Source organism: Leptospira sanjuanensis (assembly GCF_022267375.1).
Lineage (GTDB): Bacteria > Spirochaetota > Leptospiria > Leptospirales > Leptospiraceae > Leptospira > Leptospira sanjuanensis.
In genome coordinates this window covers 2,562,950-2,582,044 of sequence record NZ_JAIZBH010000001.1, presented here as the reverse complement: position 1 = coordinate 2,582,044, position 19,095 = coordinate 2,562,950, and the positions used below count along the sequence as shown (strand labels likewise).

Genomic DNA, 19,095 nt, shown 5'->3' with positions numbered 1-19,095 from the left:
CATAGTATCCGTATGAAAAATCGGATTCTCTATCGAATCTTGGATGCGAACGAAGACGGGAACATTCGGTCCTTGCTTTGGGGTTTCGTTTCGATTTTGATCCTTCTCCCCTTATTGTCTTTTTATCCTTGGAAGTTTAGAATCGGCTTTGCCGCTCTTTTAATTTTATTTTCGATTTTAGATTCGTTCGTTCCAAGGATCGCGACCTTTGTTCTCGCGGCGAGCGGCGTGTTTTTCGGAAATCATCCGGGCGGAAGATTTCTGGAACTTCAGGATTGTCTTTGGATCGTTTGGTCCCTGCGCGGAATCGCGGAAAATCGTCTGCACGGAAATCGAATTCTGCAAAACGAATTCTGGAAACGTCCGCTCGGAATCCTTTTGCTTTTGTTTTTCGGAACGGCTTTTTCGAGTCTTTTGGCAAATCCCGATCTGCTTTCGGATCTTCGATTTTATCGCAAAGGCTGGTTTTGGTTTTTGCATTCCACGGAGTTGGAACCGATTTATCCCTGGAAACTTTTGCTCTTGGGAATTTTGTTCGTATTCGGTTTGCTTTCTAGAAACCAACTCGCCGCAGGGTCGTCGGATCGAACAAAACCCGATTCCGTTTTTTTGGATTATGCGGCCGGAATTTCATTCGGAATTTTGATCGCGGTATTTGCGGGATGGACGGAATATTTTTTCCCATTCGCAAAATCAACGTTAGACGGTTATCATCGTTGGTTGGACGGATATAAACTTGCCGCGCTTCCGCATTCTTTGATTCCTTCTTTGGAACGTTATTTGCCCCTATCGGCGATCCAATCCTTGTATTGGAACCGAAGCTGGTTTGCGATCCATTTGATCGCGAGTCTTCCGTTTTTATTTTATTGGTTGTTTTCCGAGGCCACGGATCGTTTCCGAAAACTTAGGGTTCCGTTCTTGATTCTCCTCGTCTTCGTTTTAGCGGTGACTTTTTTTTGGATCGGTGCGAGAGGCGGGGTTCTTTCGTTTCTTGCTTTTTTGGGAATGAGCGCGTTTGTATTTGCGTTTTTTCGATTGGGGAATAAGGAAAAGATCGTTTCCGTTTTTTCTGCGTTTTTATCCTTTCTGTTCGTGATCGCCGGAATCGTATTCCCTTTTGTCGTAATCGCGACGAATGCGGGAACGGGCGATGTGGAACGTCTTTCCCATTTTTTAGCGGGTACGAAACTCTTTTTCGAAAAACCGTTGTTTGGCGGAGGTTTCGAAAGTTTCGGATGGTACAACGAATGTTGTTTGAACCAAGAAGGAAGACAAAGTCCGTATCATACGGCTCACAATCAGTTTTTACAGATTTTTTCCGGAATCGGCGTGTTCGGAGCGGCCGTTTATGCGGCGCTTTGGGGATTTCTTTTTTATGAATTCTTAGCGGGGAAACGAAAAGGCCGATCGTTAGCGGAAACCTCCCTTGTGTTCGGATCCGTATTCGCGGTATTCGTATATTCTTTTTTTCAAGAATGGTTTTACTTGAGAGCGGTATATTTTCAGTGGATCGCTTTGTTCGCCGTGTTTTCTTCTTCAAAGGAAGAAGGACGAGAATCTTTCGTGGAAAGGAACGTCGCTCGGGTAAAATTGTGGCTTTCACAAACCGCATATAATATTCGAGGTTTTGAATGTAAAAAATCTCACGTTTCCGCGCTGGGAGGTTTGATTCTTCTTTTGGGTTCCTGGGTTTTGTTTCCGACAACTCTGTATCGTTCCGGAATTTATTTTCCTCCGGGAAACCCGGACCCGTACGAGGCGCTGATCTTGGAAGGGAAGGGGCAAATCGTCCTTGTTTCCAAACCGGCCATATATGACGTATATCCGGCCAGGGGTTTTGGATTCGTGGATCTTTCTTTTTCCACGGAAGGGGCGGAGTTCGTTCCTTATAAGCAATACAAACAGGATATACCTCGGGATGAATGGAGTCTCCGTACGATCGAAGGTAAGAATATTCTAAAAACGGAATGTACTTTGCGCGATGTTCCGAGTCCGCTTTCGACTCTGTTTTTTTGGATTGAGGAGCCGATCGATCCCGAACCGAGAAAATTGTGCGCCCGGTTTCGCATTCAAAAATATTTATGAACGAACGCAGGGCGCCGATTTCGGTCGTCATTCCGACGTTCAACCGGGAGGCAAAGGTTTTCAAAGCGATCTCCGCGGTTCTTGCACAAACGCTCCTCCCAAAAGAAATCATCGTCGTGGACGACGGTTCCACCGATTCCACGGTTTCGAAACTCGAAAAAGAATTTGGAGAGGAACAAAGCCGCATCGTCATTCTCCCTTTAGAACACAAAGGAGTGAGTCACGCAAGAAACAAGGGCGTGGAAATCGCACGCAACGATTGGATCGCGTTTTTGGACTCGGATGACGAATGGCTTCCCGAAAAATTGGAACGTCAGTGGGGTTTTATCCAAAACCATCCGCAGACAACGATTCTTCAGTCGCAAGAGATTTGGGTTCGTCATGGAAAGCGAGTCAATCCTCCCGCGTATCTTGCAAAAAAAGACGGATGGATCTTTGAACAGAGTTTGGATTTTTGCAGCGTTACTCCTTCCTCCGTTCTGCTGAAAAAAGATCTCTATCAAAGTTCGGGGGGAATGGACGAGGATCTTCCGGCTTGCGAAGACTACGATCTTTGGGTGAGGATTACTTCTCGTCATCCGGTTGCCTTGTTGGACGAACCCTTGCTCGTTCGGTACGGAGGTCACGAAGATCAATTGTCGTTTCGGTTTCCGGTCATGGATCGATTTCGAATTTACTCTATTCTAAAATTATTAAGTTCTCATTTACTCGACGATTCCCAATCCACGCTTTGCAAAAAAATCCTCTTTATAAAATGGAATGTTTTAAGGCAGGGAAAAGTCAAAAGAGACTCTTGGAGCGAAGAGTTCGATTTTCTGTTCGCATCCGTGTTGAAAGAAGGAATGAATTCTTCCTTTGGAAAGCGTATCAAAGAGTTTCTTTTGAATCATGAGAATTGGAGCAGATCCTGATCGTTTGAAATCTTTTTTTCCTAAAACGGGATTTGTAGTTTTCTTTTTGGAAGCAGTCCGAAAGTTATTTCCAATCCTGATCTTTGCGGTTATAATCGGAAGGTCGAAAAATTATCGGAGCTGATCGAATCATGGCCAACCCAATCCAAGAATTGACCAAGAAATTTAAGAAACAAACGATGGATCCGCTTTCTTATGAAATTCTAAAAAGCGAAATCGTTCGAACGAAAATTCTCTGCGGTTTTTTTACGTTTTCTTCCGCTTTAATGGTGATCGTTTTTAGTCTCTTTCACGAATGGATCGACAAGGAAACGGGCGGTAATTTTCCTTACGTGGCGGTTGTCGGAGTCAACGTGGGAACCGCGCTCTACGAGTTGCTTGCAAATCGAATCTTCAATCGTTATCTTAAGAAGAGGAAAGTGGTATTCCCGATCGCGAGATTCGGAAACGCGTTTATCGAAGTTTCTTCCGTGTCTTTGCTTATTTGGTTGAATATCGAAGCGTTTCAGTCTCCTCTGATTCCGTTGTATTCTCCTGCGGTTTTGACCTTTTTTGCGTTTATCATCCTGTCGGTTTTGCGTCTCGAATTTTGGTTGAGCGCGTTTACGGGTTTTGTCGCGGGGGCGCAATTGTTGGGTTTAGCGATTTATTATATTCCGAAAAACCAAATCCTGATGCCGATCAATTTCTTCAATTCGGTCGCGCCGTTTCTTTCCAAAGGGCTCTTGTTTACGTTCGGCGGCGTGGCCGCGGGTCTTGTGGGACTTCAATTGAGACGATCTTTAATTTCCGCGATGGATGCGGTTCAAGAGAAAAACAAGGTGGTCGGAATGTTCGGCCAGTATGTTTCTCCGGACGTTGTGGATCGTCTTCTCGAACAGAAAAACGAAAGTTTCTCCGAGTTCAAACACGTCTGCGTGATGTTTTTGGACATCCGCAACTTTACGAGATTCTCCGAAAAACGATCTCCGGGAGAAGTCATCGATTATCTCAATTATATTTTTTCCCATCTCATCGACATCGTGAACATGCACAACGGGATGATTAACAAATTTTTAGGCGACGGTTTTATGGCCGTGTTCGGCGCTCCGATTTCGGACGGAGGAAACGACGTTAAGAACGCGGTGAACGCCTCCTTGGAGCTTTTGAAAAAGATCGAGTTTTTGAATCAGGAAGGAAAAATTCCGGAAACCCAAATCGGAATCGGTCTTCATTCCGGAGAGGCGATGACGGGTAACGTGGGCTCCGAAGCGAGAAAGGAATACACGATCATCGGAGACGTGGTCAATCTCGCTTCGAGAGTGGAGCAGTTGAACAAGGAATTCGGAACAAAACTTTTAGTGACGCACGCCGTTTACGAAGATATCAAAGCCGGTATTCCGGGAAGACATCTTTCTTCCATCCAAGTCAAAGGAAGGGAACAACCCGTAGACGTCTACGAGTTGGGCAAGGTCTAAAAAAGGGTTAAAGCCAGAACTCGAATTCTTTCTGATGTTTGACGGGATTCCATTCTATGATTTGGAATTCCGCGACTCCGTTCGTGTAGAACGGATCTTGATGACAGAACGCTTCCAATTCTTTGCGGGAATTGGATCTCGCGATTAGAATTCCTCCGGTTCTCGGTTCTTGAGGGCCGGATGCGAGTAGAATTTTCTGTTCGTATCCTTTGGATAAATGTTCCCGATGCGGGATTACGTATTGGTCGACCGTTTCGATCGGCGTGAGATAACGAAGAACTACGATAAATTGTTTCATGTTGTTGCCAGGATTTTCGAGCCACTTGAAATTTGCAAACTTGTCGTAGATACGATCAAACACTCTGAAATTTTTTCGTAACGCCCAATTTCAGGCGGGACGGCGAGCTACAATCGAAGCGGGCTGTTAAGTTTTGAGGCGCCGGGAAGATGCGGCAGATTTTTCTCAATCACAAACATTTCCGGTTCGCAAATCAAAACTGAAAATCTTGTCGGAACCTTTTCGGCTTTCGATCAGATTCTGCCGTGGTTTTTGTGGGAACTCCTGCAATCGCATTCTATTTACTACTTGTCTCTTTTGTTTCCGCCGATCCGAGTCGCGATCCAGCGCACCAACGTCCTCAGAAAAAGGAAAGAAGCCGAAATCGATAAAAGCGGAATCCACACGATAACCCATTCCGATTTCAGAACGGTAAGACCGCGTTCTGTCAAAAAGTTTTTGATTCCGATGGGAGAAACACGGATCGGTCTTTGATCGAAAAAGAAACGTTCGGAAGAATAGGGGATTAAAAATCCGACTCCGAGTCCTCCGCTCGTCATTGCGTCCAAGACCCCGTGGGAAACGATCGAGACGCATAAAAACAAAAGAACAACCTCGATTCTCGCGCGAAACCAGCGCACCAAAACGCAGGCCAAAACGGAAAGGGAGCATCCGAACAAAATCGAATGACTGAAGCCCCGATGACCCCAATCGTTTTCATACGGAATTCCGAATTTAAACGCGATCACATCCGCGTCGGGAAGAATCGAAAATAAGATCCCAACCAAAAGCAATCGCCCTGGAATGAATTTATTTCCAAATGCGATCCAAAAAGAGATCGGAACCGCGGCATGAGTCATAATCGTAGGCATATTCAATTTCCTGAATGTTTTGATGCGGGTGAATCTAACTGATCGAAAACTTCATCTTTGGATCGAGATCATTTTCGGAAAACTGCGGACGTTTTCCAGCCATCTTCGAACGTTCGGAAACGTTTCGAACGAAAACCCTCCGTCCTCGGCTACGTGCGAATAGGCGTATAACGCGATGTCCGCGATCGTCAACCGTTCGCCCACGAAAAAATTCCTTTCTTGGAGATGATCTTCCATAACCGCAAATGCCTTGTTGCCCTTGAAGTGATTGTTTTCTAACACGGAAGAATTCTCCCGTCCATCGACCGCGTATTTCATCAGCCAGCGATTGACCGCGACATAGGGCTCGTGACTGTATTGTTCGAAAAAAAGCCATTCTAAGATTCGGGTTTGTTCGAGCAGATCCTTGGAAAAGAATTCCGTGTCCCGCGCCAAGTAATAAAGGATCGCGTTGGATTCGGGAATGTTCGTTCCGTCCGCAAGCTGAAGCACGGGAATTTTTCCGTTCGGATTGATCTTCAAAAATTCGGGGGTTTTCGTTTCTCCCTTTCTCGTGTCGATTTCGATCCATTCGAAAGGACGATCCAAAAGAGTAAGAATGGATTTTATCTTGTGACAATTTCCGGAAACCGTCATTCCAAAGACTTTATACACGATCGCTCGACCTCTCAAAGACTAAGATATAAGAATCGATTTTTTGACCGAGATCGGGACTGTATTTCTTTTTTTGAAACGGATTTTCCTCTTTCCGTAAATTCTTAGAAGTTGTTCGGACTTTTCCATTTGACTAGGAGAAGAGTCCGCAAAATTGTACTTACAGCGTGTCTCAAAACTCCGGTTTTACTAAATCGAAAAGACAAGCTGCAAGAATCCGTTCCGATCGTATTTCGGAAGGTAAGTAGGAATCTAAGATGAGCGATAACCTGAAAAAAAGAAGTTCCATGACGACCGATGGAGACAACCGCGCTCCGAACCGTGCGATGCTTCGCGCCGTAGGTTTTACGGAAGAAGACTTTCACAAACCGATGATCGGAATCGCTTCCACTTGGAGCGAAATCACCCCCTGCAATATTCATATCAATAAGCTCGCGGAAAAAGTCAAAGAGGGAGTCCGTGCCGCCGGTGGAATGCCGCAGATCTACGGAACCATCACCGTTTCCGACGGGATCATGATGGGACACGAAGGAATGCACTTCTCCCTTCCTTCCCGAGAAGTCATCGCCGATTCGATCGAGATCGTTTCCAACGCGATGAGACACGACGGCGTGATCGCGATCGGCGGTTGCGATAAAAACATGCCGGGTTGTTTGATGGCCCTTTGCAGAATCGACGTTCCTTCCATTTTCGTTTACGGAGGAACCATTCTTCCCGGAAACTGCGACGGTCACGACGTGGACATCGTTTCCGTTTTCGAAGCGGTCGGACAGATGAACGCGGGAAAAATTTCCAGAGAAGAATTCGTTCGCATCGAACAAAGCGCGATCCCGGGTGCGGGAAGTTGCGGAGGAATGTATACCGCGAATACGATGTCTTCCGCGATCGAAGCCCTGGGAATGAGTCTTCCCGGTTCGGCATCCATGCCCGCGGTCAGTTCCAGAAAGGCGAACGACTGCTACGAAGCCGGAAAGGCTTTGATGGAACTCATCAAAAAGAATATTACTCCGAAACAAATTCTTACCAAAAAAGCGTTCGAGAACGCGATCACCGTAGTACTCGTGTTAGGCGGTTCCACGAACGCGGTGCTTCACCTCATCGCGATCGCGAAAGAAATCGGAGTCGATCTGACGATGGAGGATTTCGACCGCATCAGCAAAAAAACTCCCCACCTCGCGGATCTGAAACCGGGCGGAAAATACGCGATGACCGACCTAGATAAAGTCGGAGGAGTTCACGGCGTAATGAAGTATCTTTTGAAAGAAGGAATGCTTCACGGTGATTGTATGACCGTGACCGGAAAAACGATCGCGGAAAATTTGAAAGACATGCCGGATCTCGTAGAGAACCAGACGATCGTTCGTAAACGATCCGAAGCGCTTCATCCTTCCGGTCCTCTCGTAATCTTAAAAGGAAATCTCGCTCCCGACGGAGCCGTTGCCAAGATTTCCGGTTTGAAAAAAATTTCCATCACCGGTCCCGCCAAAGTGTTCGAATCGGAGGACGATTGTTTCAATGCGATCATGTCCGATAAGATCAAAGCGGGAGACGTGATCATCATCCGGTACGAAGGTCCGAAGGGCGGTCCCGGAATGAGAGAGATGCTCGCGGTGACTTCCGCTCTCGTAGGAAAAGGACTCGGAGAGGATGTCGGTTTAATGACGGACGGCCGATTCAGCGGAGGAACGCACGGTCTTGTGGTCGGTCATATTTCTCCGGAAGCGTTCGAAGGCGGTCCGATCGCGATCGTTCAAGACGGAGATATGGTTACGATCGATTCTCCCAAGAATCTTCTGCAAGTGGAGATTTCTCAGGAAGAGATCGACAGACGTCTGAAATCTTGGAAGCCGATTCCGCCTCGTTATAAGTCGGGCGTTCTTGCCAAATACGTGAAGCTGGTTCAATCGGCGACGAACGGTGCGATTACGAATCTGCTTTGAAAACGATCTATCTTGCGGGGCCGGAAGTAGTTGAAAGCGTCCGAGAAGAACGAAGATTCAAAAACTTCCGGTTTCTACCGCACCTGCACGTTTATAGTTCGCAATGACGACACCGTTCGGTGTGACTTCGCTTTCGGTCACTTGGAACGCCGCAGGGATCGTGCCCTCGACGAACAATCGTTTTCCGCCGCCCAACGTCAGAGGATATATCTTTAACCAAAACTCGTCGATCAGATCGTGTTTCATGAGAGTTTGAACGAGACCGGCGCTTCCGTATACGTGTAAATCCGGTCCTTCTTCTTGTTTGAGTTTTTTGATTTTATCCGCGATGTTTCCGTTTAAAAATACGGAGGGCTGCCATTCGTGAGAAGTCATCGTATTCGAAGCGACGTATTTGGTCGCCGTCATAACCGCCGGCCAGAAGTCCGCATGTTTCGGCCAATAAGGCGCCCATATATCGAATGTCTTTCGCCCTAATAAAAGATCAAAGGGTAAATTCATCTGTCGATTCATGACCGCCCCAACGGCTTCGTCGAAATACGGAACCTGCCATCCGCCATATAGGAAACCGCCGTCCGTATCTTCTTTCGGTGCGCCTGGAGCTTGGATGACTCCATCCAAAGTGAGAAATTCGAGTACAATCAGTTTTCTCATGAGCGGCTTCCTTACCAGATAATTTCGAACTTAAGTTTAGAATCAAAGTTGAATCGCGTCAATAGCATATTTAGTCGCCGTTGGGATGCGAAGAACAATCGCGGTGTTCCGTATTCGGAATTCAACTTCAAATCGAAACGGAAACTTGTTCCAAACCTTCGGTCTCATTTTTTTTTGAAAGGAAAGAATTCAAATTCACCGCAAGGAACTTTGCTCTAAGTTGATTTCCGCTTTCGAATTTGTATGGACATGCGCTTGTTTGTCTGCATATTGATCGGGGGAAATAAACGGATGACGCTGAAACGGATGGACAATGTGAGTATTATCGTCGAAGACCTCGCGGCAACGATCGCTCTCTTCGGCGAGCTTGGCATGGAGCTGGAAGGACAGGCTCGCGTCGAAGGACCATGGGCGGACGACGTTGTGGGTTTGAAAGGGATGCAGGTCGATATGGCCTTGATGCGAACGCCGGACGGACATAGCCGCCTTGAATTGGTGAAGTTTCTCAGTCCGAAGGCCGTGCACGCGGAACCGAGGAACGCGCCGGTGAACACTTTGGGAATCAGTCGTATTATGTTTGCCGTCGAAAACATCGAAGAGGTTTTGGCTCGACTTCAAACTCATGGGGTCAAGCTTGTCGGGAAGGTGGCCCGCTATGAAAATAGTTACTTACTCTGTTATCTCCGCTGCCCCGAAGGCTTTTTGATCGCATTGGCCGAGGAACTTCACTGAGGTATTGAGCTTAATTATTTTAAAGGAATGGAATATTCATTGAATTGAATGTTTTTATTGAAACGGCCGACGCTTCCGATACGGCCGGAGTTTTTTTGGGAAGCGAATATCTATAATCCTTTCAAAAAAACGGAATAGATCGATTTTTGCATAGGCCGGCATCGTAAACCTGTCGATTGTTTGCGGCTCTCTTGAAAAGTTCCTTGATCTGCGATTTCTTCCTCTGATCGACAAATTCCGCCTTTCTACTTTTTAGACAAGAAGCGGGAAAGCGGAATTAGGTTTGTTTTCGACTAACCGTGAGTAAACGGTCTCTGGGCGTGAAGCGACGTAAGAATTCTTACATGCTTCTGCGGTATTGGCCGCCCACTTCATAGAGTGCGTGGGTCATCTGTCCCAGGGAGACTTTTTTGGAAGTTTCCATCAATTCTTCGAAGATGTTTCCGTTGGAAAGACTTACGTTCTTCAGTTGACGCAGGCGATCGGCAAGATCGGTTTCGTTTCGTTTGTGAAATTCCCGGAGCGCTCCGATTTGAGCCTGCTTTTCCGCGTCCGTCGAACGGATGACTTCTTCCGGTATAATCGTGGGCGAACCCTCTTTGCTTAGGAACGTGTTCACGCCGATCACGGGAAAGTCTCCGCTATGTTTTAAAGATTCGTAATATAGAGATTCCTCTTGGATTTTGTTTCTCTGATACATCATCTCCATGGCTCCGAGAACTCCGCCTCTTTCGGAGATTCTATGGAATTCCTGGAGAATCGCTTGTTCCACGAGATCGGTCAGCTCTTCGATGATGAACGAACCCTGACCCGGGTTTTCGTTTTTAGCCAGTCCGAGTTCGCGGTTGATGATGAGCTGGATCGCCATCGCACGGCGAACGGATTCCTCCGTTGGGGTTGTGATCGCCTCGTCGTACGCGTTCGTATGCAAAGAATTGCAATTGTCGTAGATCGCGTAGAGCGCCTGTAGCGTGGTACGTATATCGTTGAACGCGATTTCCTGCGCGTGTAAAGATCTTCCGGAAGTCTGGATGTGATACTTGAGCATCGCCGAACGATCGTTAGCCCCGTATTTGTGCTTCATCGCCTTGGCCCAGATTCTTCTCGCGACCCGACCGATCACCGCGTATTCGGGATCGATTCCGTTCGAAAAGAAGAAGGAAAGATTCGGAGCGAAGTCGTCGATCTTCATTCCCCGGCTTAAAAAATATTCCACGTAAGTGAGTCCGTTCGCAAGCGTGAACGCAACCTGAGTGATCGGATTGGCGCCGGCTTCCGCGATATGATAGCCGGAGATCGAAACCGAATAAAAGTTTCGAACCTGATTTGTGATGAAGTATTGCTGAATATCGCCCATCATCTTGAGCGCGAATTCGGTGGAAAAGATACAAGTGTTCTGCGCCTGATCCTCTTTGAGAATATCCGCTTGCACCGTTCCTCGGACGACCTTTACGGTTTCACGTTTGATCTTTTCGTAAACTTCCTTCTCGAGAACCTCGTCTCCCGTTACGCCTAACAACAATAAGCCGAGTCCGTCGTTTCCTTCCGGGATGGGCGCGTTGTATTTCGGCACGGGAAGATTTTTCGCTTTGTAGATCGCTTCTATCTTTTGACGGACTTCCGTTTCGATTCCGGTCGATTTGATGTGTTTCTCGCAGGCTTGGTCGATGGCGGCGTTCATAAAGAACGCGAGCACCATCGGTGCGGGACCGTTGATCGTCATCGATACGGACGTAGTAGGGTTGGATAGATCGAAACCGGAATAGAGTTTTTTCGCGTCGTCCAACGTGGCGATGCTTACCCCGGAGTTACCGATTTTACCGTAGATGTCCGGTCTTTCTCCCGGATCTTCCCCGTATAACGTGACCGAGTCGAACGCGGTGGACAAACGTTGTGCGGGCATTCCGAGACTCACGTAGTGAAAGCGCGCGTTCGTTCTTTCGGGTCCGCCTTCTCCGGCGAACATCCGAGTCGGATCTTCTCCCGTTCTTTTAAACGGAAATACTCCGGCGGTAAACGGGAATTCTCCCGGAAAATTTTCCTGAAAAGACCAGCGGACGATCTCTCCCCAATCCTTGAACTTAGGAGTCGCGACCTTAGGAATTTCGAGATTGCTCAGGGATGTCGTCCTGTTGGAAACCTTGATTTCCTTGTCTCGAACCTTGTACGTGAAGTTTTCTCCGCGGTAGTTGGCGAGTTTCGCTTCCCAACCCGCGAGAATTTTTTTGGTTTCGGGCGCCAGAGAGTTTTCAATTTTCGAATATTCGGATTCCAGAATATTCGTCTCTTGTCCGGAAGACCTTAGAACCTCGATCGCCCCTTGGAGCTGGAAGAGTTTGCGCGCTTTTTCGGATTCTTTTTCGGCGATTTGATCGTATCGATTGCATTCTTCTCGGATTTCGGCGAGGTAACGGACGCGATCCGGCGGAATGATGAAGATCTTCTCGCTCATTCCCGCTTCCTTTTCATAGGAAGAATTCCATCCGAGCTTCATCTTATCGGAGAGCGCCCGGATCACATTGCTGTATAGGCCGTTGGTGCCCGGATCGTTGAACTGCGACGCGATCGTTCCGAACACGGGCATGGAATCCAAGTTCTTGTCGAAGAGTTGTCTGGATCTTTGATATTGTTTTTTGACGTCTCGAAGCGCGTCGAGTGCGCCCCGTTTGTCGAATTTGTTGATCGCGATCAGATCCGCGTAGTCGATCATATCGATCTTTTCGAGCTGCGTAGCGGCTCCGTATTCAGGCGTCATCACGTAGAGCGCGATGTCGGCGACCTCGGTAATTTCGGAATCGCTTTGACCGATTCCCGCCGTTTCCACTACGATCAGATCGAAACCCGCGCTTTTTAAAACGTCTATGCTTCGTTTAACGTTTTTGTTAAGCGCAATGTTGGCTTCTCTCGTGGCGAAAGATCTCATATAAACCCGTTCGTGCGAGATGGAATTCATTCGAATCCTGTCCCCTAAAAGCGCTCCTCCCGTTTTTCGTTTGGAAGGATCCACCGATAGGATCGCGATCGTTTTATCCGGAAAATCGATCAGAAATCGGCGGACGAGTTCGTCCGTAAGAGAGGACTTTCCCGCTCCTCCGGTTCCGGTGATTCCCAAAATCGGAACGGTTTTATTTCCCGGTGGAAACTTGAGTTTTTCGGTTAACGCGGATTTTTCGAGTTCCTGTCTTTCGAACGTGTTCTCGACGAGCGTGATCGTCTGCGCGATCGCGAGAGGATTCTTATCCTTTAAGGAAGAATGCAACGTGCCGTTGAACGTCAGCGGCGGAATGAAGTCGGATTTGCGAATCAGGTCGTTGATCATTCCCTGAAGTCCTAGTTCTCTTCCGTCGTCCGGAGAATAGATGCGCGTGACTCCGTAGGATTCGAGTTCCTTGATCTCGGACGGAAGAATGGTTCCTCCTCCGCCCCCGAATACCTTGATATGACCCGCGCCTTTTTCCTTCAACAGATCGATCATGTATTTGAAGTATTCCACGTGACCGCCCTGGTAACTCGTGATCGCGATTCCCTGCGCGTCCTCTTGGATCGCGCATTCCACGATTTCGCGGACCGAACGGTTGTGTCCGAGATGAATCACTTCCACTCCGGACGCCTGGAGAATTCTTCGCATAATATTGATCGACGCGTCGTGTCCGTCGAAAAGGGAAGCGGCCGTGATAAAGCGAACCTTGTGTTGTGGAGTGTAGATTTGAGTTTCCATATTTATTCTTCTATTCTAATATTCTAAAGTACCAAAGTTTCGTTCAACTTTCCGGAGCATCGATGAGCTTTCTCACCCTGTTTTCCAATTCTTCCGTCACGATTTTTGCGGCCTTTTTCAACGGTTCCTTCGGGAACTCGTGCGGATAGATCGGCTTTCCGATGTTGTACGTGATCTTGGCTCCGAACGCTTTTCCCGTGAGGAACGCTTCGGGTTTCATCATTCTCCAGGCTCCGTTGATCGCGCTCGGGATGATCGGAACTCCCGCGCGGATTGCGAGTTTTGCCGAAAGCGCCTTGAACGATCCGGGTGTGACGTGCTCGGTCCGAGTTCCCTGCGGATACACCGATATCAATTCTCCCGTTTGAATGAGTTCGACCATATAATTTTCGAGGTCTTCGTAATAGGCCGCGGCGGATTTCGCGTCCTTCACGTTATGCGCTCTTAGGATCGGATGTCCGCCCCAGTGCATGAGTTGTTTTCCCTGCAGATCTCCGAGCGCGTTTAAGGTCGTGACGAGGGTCTGTTTCATCAGACTCAACGGAAACGTGTTGAGAGGGGAGGATGGATTGTTGAGAAAATCCAGAATCGTTTCCTGAGGATGAAACAATTCATACTTTCCAAGATAAATCACTTTTCTTAAAACGGAGGTTCCTTGTACGATTACATCCAGGTTGTCCGTATGATTGGAAATCAGGACGGCGCCCCCAGTCGGCGGAACGTTTTCCAAACCCGTAACTTCCACCGAATATACGAGGTGAAGAAGAGTTTTTAAGAATTGTTTTACGGGTTCTCTCGGAATGAGGAAGAGGCTGTCAAGAATATCGGATTCTGTTTGGGTTTCCATTCAAAGTCTGCTTTTCGAACGAGTGTTCAATAAATATTGGATTTAGAATTCATTGTACCGAATGGAATCGAATCCATCAAGTTGGATTTTTTAAACGCGATTGATCTTTAGGGGAAGTTAGGAGATACAGTGAGATGAGTGCAAACATCGGTTGGTTTCAAGATTCGTTTTGGTTCGGAGAAACGTTTTTAGTTTCTTTGCGGGGAGGAGGGTTTGATCCGGTTCTCGGAATCGTTACGCTCGTCTTTCATCATTTGGGCGGTAACACCTTCTTTATGATTCTTCTTTCTTCGGTGTATGTTCTTGCCGATCGAAAACTCGGAATTCGACTTGCCTTCGGACTATTGACGACGGGGATTCTCAACGGCTTGACCAAAGCTTTTTTGGAAAGTCCAAGGCCGAACCTGCCTTGGATCGGTCCTGGAAATTTAACGGAAGGTTCTTACGGATTTCCTTCGGGGCATGTGCAGACGAGCGTCGTGATCTGGGGATTGATCTTTCTCCATGTGAAAAACAAAACGATCCGAACGATCGCGCTTCTTATCATTTTGTTTATGCCTTTTTCGAGAATGTACGCGGGAGTTCATTTTGCGGGTGACGCGCTCGGAGGATTCGCGCTCGGAATTTTCGGGCTTGCACTTGTGGAAATCTTGTTTCGGTCTTTTTCCGAGTTGGAATCTTCCGGACGCTTTGAGGGACAGACTCTCTCAAATACCAAAACTCTTTCTTTAGTGATCGTAGTATTTACCTTGCCTTCCGTTCTATTGTATTCGAACGCGGATGTGTTGGAAAAACTCAAGTCCTATGAGAACGTGATATCCGCAAGCGGAGCCTTGGCGGGATTTTCGATCGGAATTCTGCTTTGCAAATTTCATTCTTTGGATTGGAAACCCGCGGATTCTTTTGCGGAAGTTTTGAAACGGGTGGGAGTGTTGATTACAGGGATCTTGTTGTTTTACATTCTTCCTGGAATTGTCGTTCAAAAGCTCTTTCCCGAAAATCCGGTTGCAAGATACCTCCGGTACGGGATCGTTAGCAGTTACATCGCTTTTTTTTCCGTATTTATTTTGGATCGATGGAAGGGAAAAGCTGATTTAAAAAACTAGAATGTTGAGTCTCTCGGGGAAGATGCGAAAAATTTCGGACCTCTTGGTCCAGTTCCGTAAATCCGGAATGTTCAAATCTTCCCTCTTTGTCAGCGTCTCCAAAGCGATCTCATCCCTGCTCAACCTTGTGTTTATGGTCTATTCCGTAAACATTCTCACCAAGAGTGAAAACGGACTTTTTCAATACTACGCAGGATTTCTTCCCGTGCTTCTCGCGATCGCGGAGTTCGGGCTACCGGCCGCGCTGGTAAAATTTCTCGCACCCGTCACCGGAGACAAACAAAAGATCGGAGTATTGTTGTCCTCTTCGATGATCATCAAACTCGGGGCGCTCGGGGCATTGGCCGTGATCAGTCTTGTGGGCGCGGTTCTGCTTCGGGAAAGTTCGATCGTGGTCGCGCTTCTCGTGTTGGGAAGTTTTGTCCTGTCTTTCAATTCCTTTTTTGAAAGTATCTTTATCTGTTTCGGAAATTATATTTCCTTATCGTTTTGGAATCCTCTTCCGAATTTAATCCGACTTGTCGTTTTGTATGCGGCGGACCATCTCACGGAAAGGGCGCTCGGTCATCTCGATATTTTGGCGATCTTTACCGCGTCTCCGTTGTTCGTGTTGGTATTGTTCTTCTTCGTGTTTCCGCGAAAACAATTGTATTGGAGCGGAGAAAAAAACGGAATCAGGGAAATGACTTCCACTCTAACTTCGTTCAACGGATACGCTTTTTTGGCCTCTATCTTCGCGATGATCTCGGATCGGATGGAAATTTTCTTTTTGAAATGGTATCATTCCCAGGAATCCGCCGCGGTTTACGGCACCGCCTTACAGTTGTTCAGCGGATTCGTGATTTTGTTTTCGGTCATCAATTCTCTCATTTATCCGAAATTGTCCAGGCTCGTTGACTCGGATGAATTTCCCAAGTTTTTGTGGAAATCCGTTTTGCTCGCGGTCGGAATGGCGGTCGTATTATCGCCCGGATTTTTCTTGGCGGAATGGATCTTGAATCTGTTGTTCCGCGGAAAATACGCGGACTCGATCGGAGTCTTTCAGATTCTGTATCCGAATTACATGTTGCAGCTCGTGTTCTCACCGCTCGGGATCGCGTTATTCGCGCTTGGGCAGCCGAGAATGCTCGCCTTTCTCGCTTTGCTTCGGCTTGTCTGCGGACTCGTGTTGGCAAATCTGCTCATTCCGGATTACGGACCGACGGGTGCGGCGTCTTCTTATTTCTTAGGCCAGATCGTATCGTGGCTCATCCTGACGGGATATTTTCTCGCGTTCTTTCGAAGATGAAACGGTGCACGCGTTTCAGGATGAAGGTTCGGGGCGATTCCGCTGCGCAGGCAGCGCGATTGAGTTTCTTTATTTTTTGTATATTCCAAATCCTGCAAGTTCCCGCGGCTGCGGAATCGTATTCCTCGTATCGCCTCGACGATTTGTTGCTCTTGGAAGACGGAAAACGCGAATTTACCGGAAAGGGAAGGTTCGCGGACTTCAAAACGGAAATCAACGACGCGAGGAAAAAAAGAGATTCGAATTCCCCGAATCAAACATCGCTCGGAGCAAAAGAAACTTCGGTTTCGAATCGCGGCGCAAACGAGAACGACGGAAAGGAGACTTCTTCCGAATTGAATTCGGCTTCGGGTTCAAAAGAGAAGTTTTATGCGAACGGATTCGTTTTGTATCGGGGAATGACTCAAAACGGAGGAACCCGGGAAGAACAAGCCGATCGAAGTTTTTCCAGAGGAATTCTTTCTCCCGAAGTCGGTTGGATGGCAAAGGGCGAACGTCTATATTCCAAAATTCTAATCTCCCCGTTTTTGCAATACGAGGAAAGTATAATCGGAACCAAAACGGTAACGCGCGGAGCCGACGGAGAAATCTTGTGGATTACAGGATGGGATTCACCTTCGCTGCGGATCGGAATCGAAGCGGGAAGAGGATATCAAAGGTTCGATAGAAACGGATTCTTTTTTACGGGTTTTGCGAATTACGGAGAATTTCAATTCGAATGGAAACCTCTCCGTTTATCCGGCGATTTTGTTGGAGCGCAGATCCAAAATTCGACTTTGTTTTCGACGCGGGATCGGGCGGAATCTCCGCAACGTATCTTCGGCGGAAGTTTGCGTTTTTCCGAAAATCTGTTCGTTCAGAACTTTAGAATATTCTATTATTCGTATCAAGAATCCAGGCAAGAGCCGGTCAAAGGCGATTTGTTTTTGCAGGCGTCTCCGTTTCGACCCTACGGAAAATTTCAATACTACGGATTGGAATTTTCTTCCGCCAAGTTTTTCGGATTTCGTTTGGACGCGGACGCGATCCGAGTTCTGGGCGCTCGCGAATACGGAATCGACGCATTTCGGAGTTATCAAACGGAACAATCGACAAACGGCGGTTTGGCGGGAGCGAGAATCGTCTGGGAAAGGGAAGAAGCGTCTTATTTTCTCGGAGGCATTTATGCGTCCAAGGATTCCGATCCGCGAACGGATCGAAATTCGAACGGATATGCCGGAATTCGGACCGATCTCCGTGGATACGGTGGGAAAACCTCGTTTCTGTTAACCGAAAGTCTTTTGGCGCAGGAGGGAACGGTCTTTCGAGAGGACGGAACTGCGTCCAAGCCGAATTACGAAAACAAAGGGTTTTCCCTGTTTCAGATCGGGGCTAGAAAAAAATGGCGGGAAACGTGGGCCGCTCAAGGGATGATTTTGACTTCTTCGTCTTCCTTGGGCCGCGGTTGGGAAGGGATCGCGACCGCAGGTTATCAATCCGAATTTTCATACATTCTTATGAGCTTGTCGTATGCATACGTCGATCCGCAAAAGGATCGAAAGAATTTCATCGATGAATGGAGAACCAAGGAACCGATCCGGGAATATTCCCGAATTTATTTATCCGCGGGAATTTATTTTTGAAGAACCGGCGTAGCCTTCTTTAAGGTTTTGCTAAAACTGACTTCGTTTCCGATCTCGTTGTAGATCAGTTCGTCCACGTTCATTCTTACTAAAAAAATACCTCGTCCCGAAAGATGACTCGCGTTCGGATCCGTCACTGGATCGGGAACTTTGGAAGGATCAAAACCGGCTCCGTGATCTTTTAGAGAAACGTAAATCTTTTGATTTTCAAAGCTGACATCGAGTTGAACCGATTCGTTCAACGCGTCGCAGATCCGATCCACGTGATCGAAGTAGTTCACCTCGGAGGAAAGAAGTTTGGATTTGTTTTCGTAGTTGATTCCGGCGGAACCGTGTTCGATCGCGTTGCCGAGCAATTCGTAAAGGGCAAGTTTGATCGCGAGAACGTCGTCCGTATGAATTCCGGGGATCAGGGAAATCGAGCGCATGACGAGGTTCACATATTGATTCAAGTTTTTTAAACTAGGTTTGATCGAAAACTGCTGCTTGGATTGGGCGAGTTGAAAGTGATTTTTGCCGATCAACTCCTGGCTTGAGATAAAAAGATTCTCGAACTTCTGCAGGGAATGACGGATCGCATCCATGCGAAACGGTTTGATAAAAAAGTCCACGGCGCCTAAACGAAGAGCGCGGATCGAAACGTCTATGTCCTGATTTCCGGTGATGACGATGAACGGAGTGTTGACTCCTATGTCTCTCAATTTGGAGATGAAGTCAATCCCGCTCATCTTGGGAAGACGTACGTCGGTCACGATCAAATCGAAGGACTTGTCCTTGCAGATTTCGAGCGCTTCTTCCGCGGTGCCCGCCAAGGTGAGATCGTGAAATCCGCCGAATATTTCACGAAACAAGTCGCGGATCACTTCTTCGTCGTCTAAAAAAAGAATTCGCATATCGATTCCATTCCGAATTCAAAAATTACATTTTCGGAA

At 47.4% G+C, this 19,095-nt stretch carries 15 protein-coding genes; 8 read left to right on the top strand and 7 right to left on the bottom strand.

Annotation, left to right across the window (positions count from 1 at the left end; genetic code table 11):
• The first annotated feature begins 12 nt into the window (after positions 1-12).
• The 3 genes from LFX17_RS11575 to LFX17_RS11565 all read left to right on the top strand — a co-directional run bounded on the left by LFX17_RS11575 (position 13) and on the right by LFX17_RS11565 (position 4,453).
• Positions 13-2,085 (top strand): O-antigen ligase family protein, encoded by a 2,073-nt coding sequence (locus LFX17_RS11575; protein WP_238746811.1) that lies wholly within the window; start codon positions 13-15, stop codon positions 2,083-2,085.
• Positions 2,082-2,996, top strand: coding sequence for a glycosyltransferase family 2 protein (locus LFX17_RS11570; RefSeq protein ID WP_238746808.1), 915 nt, complete (start codon positions 2,082-2,084; stop codon positions 2,994-2,996). Before LFX17_RS11575 ends, LFX17_RS11570 begins: the two co-directional genes overlap by 4 nt.
• 131 nt (positions 2,997-3,127) lie before the next feature.
• A complete protein-coding gene (locus tag LFX17_RS11565; RefSeq protein WP_238730389.1) occupies positions 3,128-4,453 on the top strand; it encodes an adenylate/guanylate cyclase domain-containing protein in 1,326 nt (441 codons plus the stop codon).
• 7 nt (positions 4,454-4,460) lie between these two features.
• Here LFX17_RS11565 and LFX17_RS11560 read toward each other — a convergent pair whose 3' ends face one another.
• The 3 genes from LFX17_RS11560 to LFX17_RS11550 form a co-directional block, all read right to left on the bottom strand.
• The gene (locus LFX17_RS11560) at positions 4,461-4,751 is read right to left on the bottom strand and encodes a YciI family protein (protein ID WP_238730388.1); all 291 of its coding nucleotides are present in this window, start codon (positions 4,749-4,751) and stop codon (positions 4,461-4,463) included.
• 284 nt (positions 4,752-5,035) lie between these two features.
• Positions 5,036-5,602: a metal-dependent hydrolase gene (locus tag LFX17_RS11555; protein WP_238746805.1), complete on the bottom strand. Its 567-nt coding sequence runs from the start codon at positions 5,600-5,602 to the stop codon at positions 5,036-5,038.
• Between the two features lie 51 nt (positions 5,603-5,653).
• Positions 5,654-6,256 carry a glutathione S-transferase family protein gene (locus LFX17_RS11550; RefSeq protein ID WP_238746802.1) on the bottom strand — a complete coding sequence of 201 codons (603 nt, stop codon included), beginning with the start codon at positions 6,254-6,256 and terminating at the stop codon, positions 5,654-5,656.
• Positions 6,257-6,513: 257 nt separating this feature from the next.
• On the opposite strand from LFX17_RS11550, the gene ilvD reads away from it, so the two are divergent.
• Positions 6,514-8,196 (top strand): dihydroxy-acid dehydratase, encoded by a 1,683-nt coding sequence (ilvD, locus tag LFX17_RS11545; protein WP_238730385.1) that lies wholly within the window; start codon positions 6,514-6,516, stop codon positions 8,194-8,196.
• A 57-nt stretch (positions 8,197-8,253) separates the two neighbouring features.
• Here the strand turns inward: ilvD and LFX17_RS11540 are convergent, their stop codons facing one another.
• Positions 8,254-8,850: a dihydrofolate reductase family protein gene (locus LFX17_RS11540; protein ID WP_238746800.1), complete on the bottom strand. Its 597-nt coding sequence runs from the start codon at positions 8,848-8,850 to the stop codon at positions 8,254-8,256.
• A 243-nt stretch (positions 8,851-9,093) separates the two neighbouring features.
• Here LFX17_RS11540 and LFX17_RS11535 point away from each other — a divergent pair, with 243 nt between their 5' ends.
• Positions 9,094-9,582, top strand: coding sequence for a VOC family protein (locus LFX17_RS11535; RefSeq protein ID WP_319937211.1), 489 nt, complete (start codon positions 9,094-9,096; stop codon positions 9,580-9,582).
• Between the two features lie 340 nt (positions 9,583-9,922).
• Here LFX17_RS11535 and LFX17_RS11530 read toward each other — a convergent pair whose 3' ends face one another.
• Together LFX17_RS11530 and LFX17_RS11525 are read right to left on the bottom strand one after the other, a co-directional pair.
• Positions 9,923-13,300, bottom strand: a complete 3,378-nt coding sequence (locus LFX17_RS11530) for a methylmalonyl-CoA mutase family protein (protein ID WP_238746799.1) — start codon at positions 13,298-13,300, stop codon at positions 9,923-9,925.
• 43 nt (positions 13,301-13,343) lie between these two features.
• Entirely contained in the window at positions 13,344-14,147 is an 804-nt protein-coding gene (locus LFX17_RS11525) for a lysophospholipid acyltransferase family protein (RefSeq protein ID WP_238730382.1), read from the bottom strand.
• 134 nt (positions 14,148-14,281) lie between these two features.
• Here LFX17_RS11525 and LFX17_RS11520 point away from each other — a divergent pair, with 134 nt between their 5' ends.
• The 3 genes from LFX17_RS11520 to LFX17_RS11510 are packed head-to-tail and all read left to right on the top strand — an operon-like array spanning position 14,282 to position 18,163.
• Positions 14,282-15,253, top strand: a complete 972-nt coding sequence (locus LFX17_RS11520) for a phosphatase PAP2 family protein (RefSeq protein ID WP_238746796.1) — start codon at positions 14,282-14,284, stop codon at positions 15,251-15,253.
• 1 nt (position 15,254) lies between these two features.
• Positions 15,255-16,541, top strand: a complete 1,287-nt coding sequence (locus LFX17_RS11515; RefSeq protein ID WP_238730380.1) for an oligosaccharide flippase family protein — start codon at positions 15,255-15,257, stop codon at positions 16,539-16,541.
• A gap of 20 nt (positions 16,542-16,561) precedes the next feature.
• Positions 16,562-18,163, top strand: a complete 1,602-nt coding sequence (locus LFX17_RS11510; protein ID WP_238747757.1) for a hypothetical protein — start codon at positions 16,562-16,564, stop codon at positions 18,161-18,163.
• On the opposite strand, the gene LFX17_RS11505 is transcribed toward LFX17_RS11510, so the two are convergent.
• Positions 18,154-19,056: an ATP-binding response regulator gene (locus LFX17_RS11505; protein ID WP_238730378.1), complete on the bottom strand. Its 903-nt coding sequence runs from the start codon at positions 19,054-19,056 to the stop codon at positions 18,154-18,156. The two genes, LFX17_RS11510 and LFX17_RS11505, sit on opposite strands and share 10 nt — an antisense overlap.
• Between the last annotated feature and the right edge of the window lie 39 nt (positions 19,057-19,095).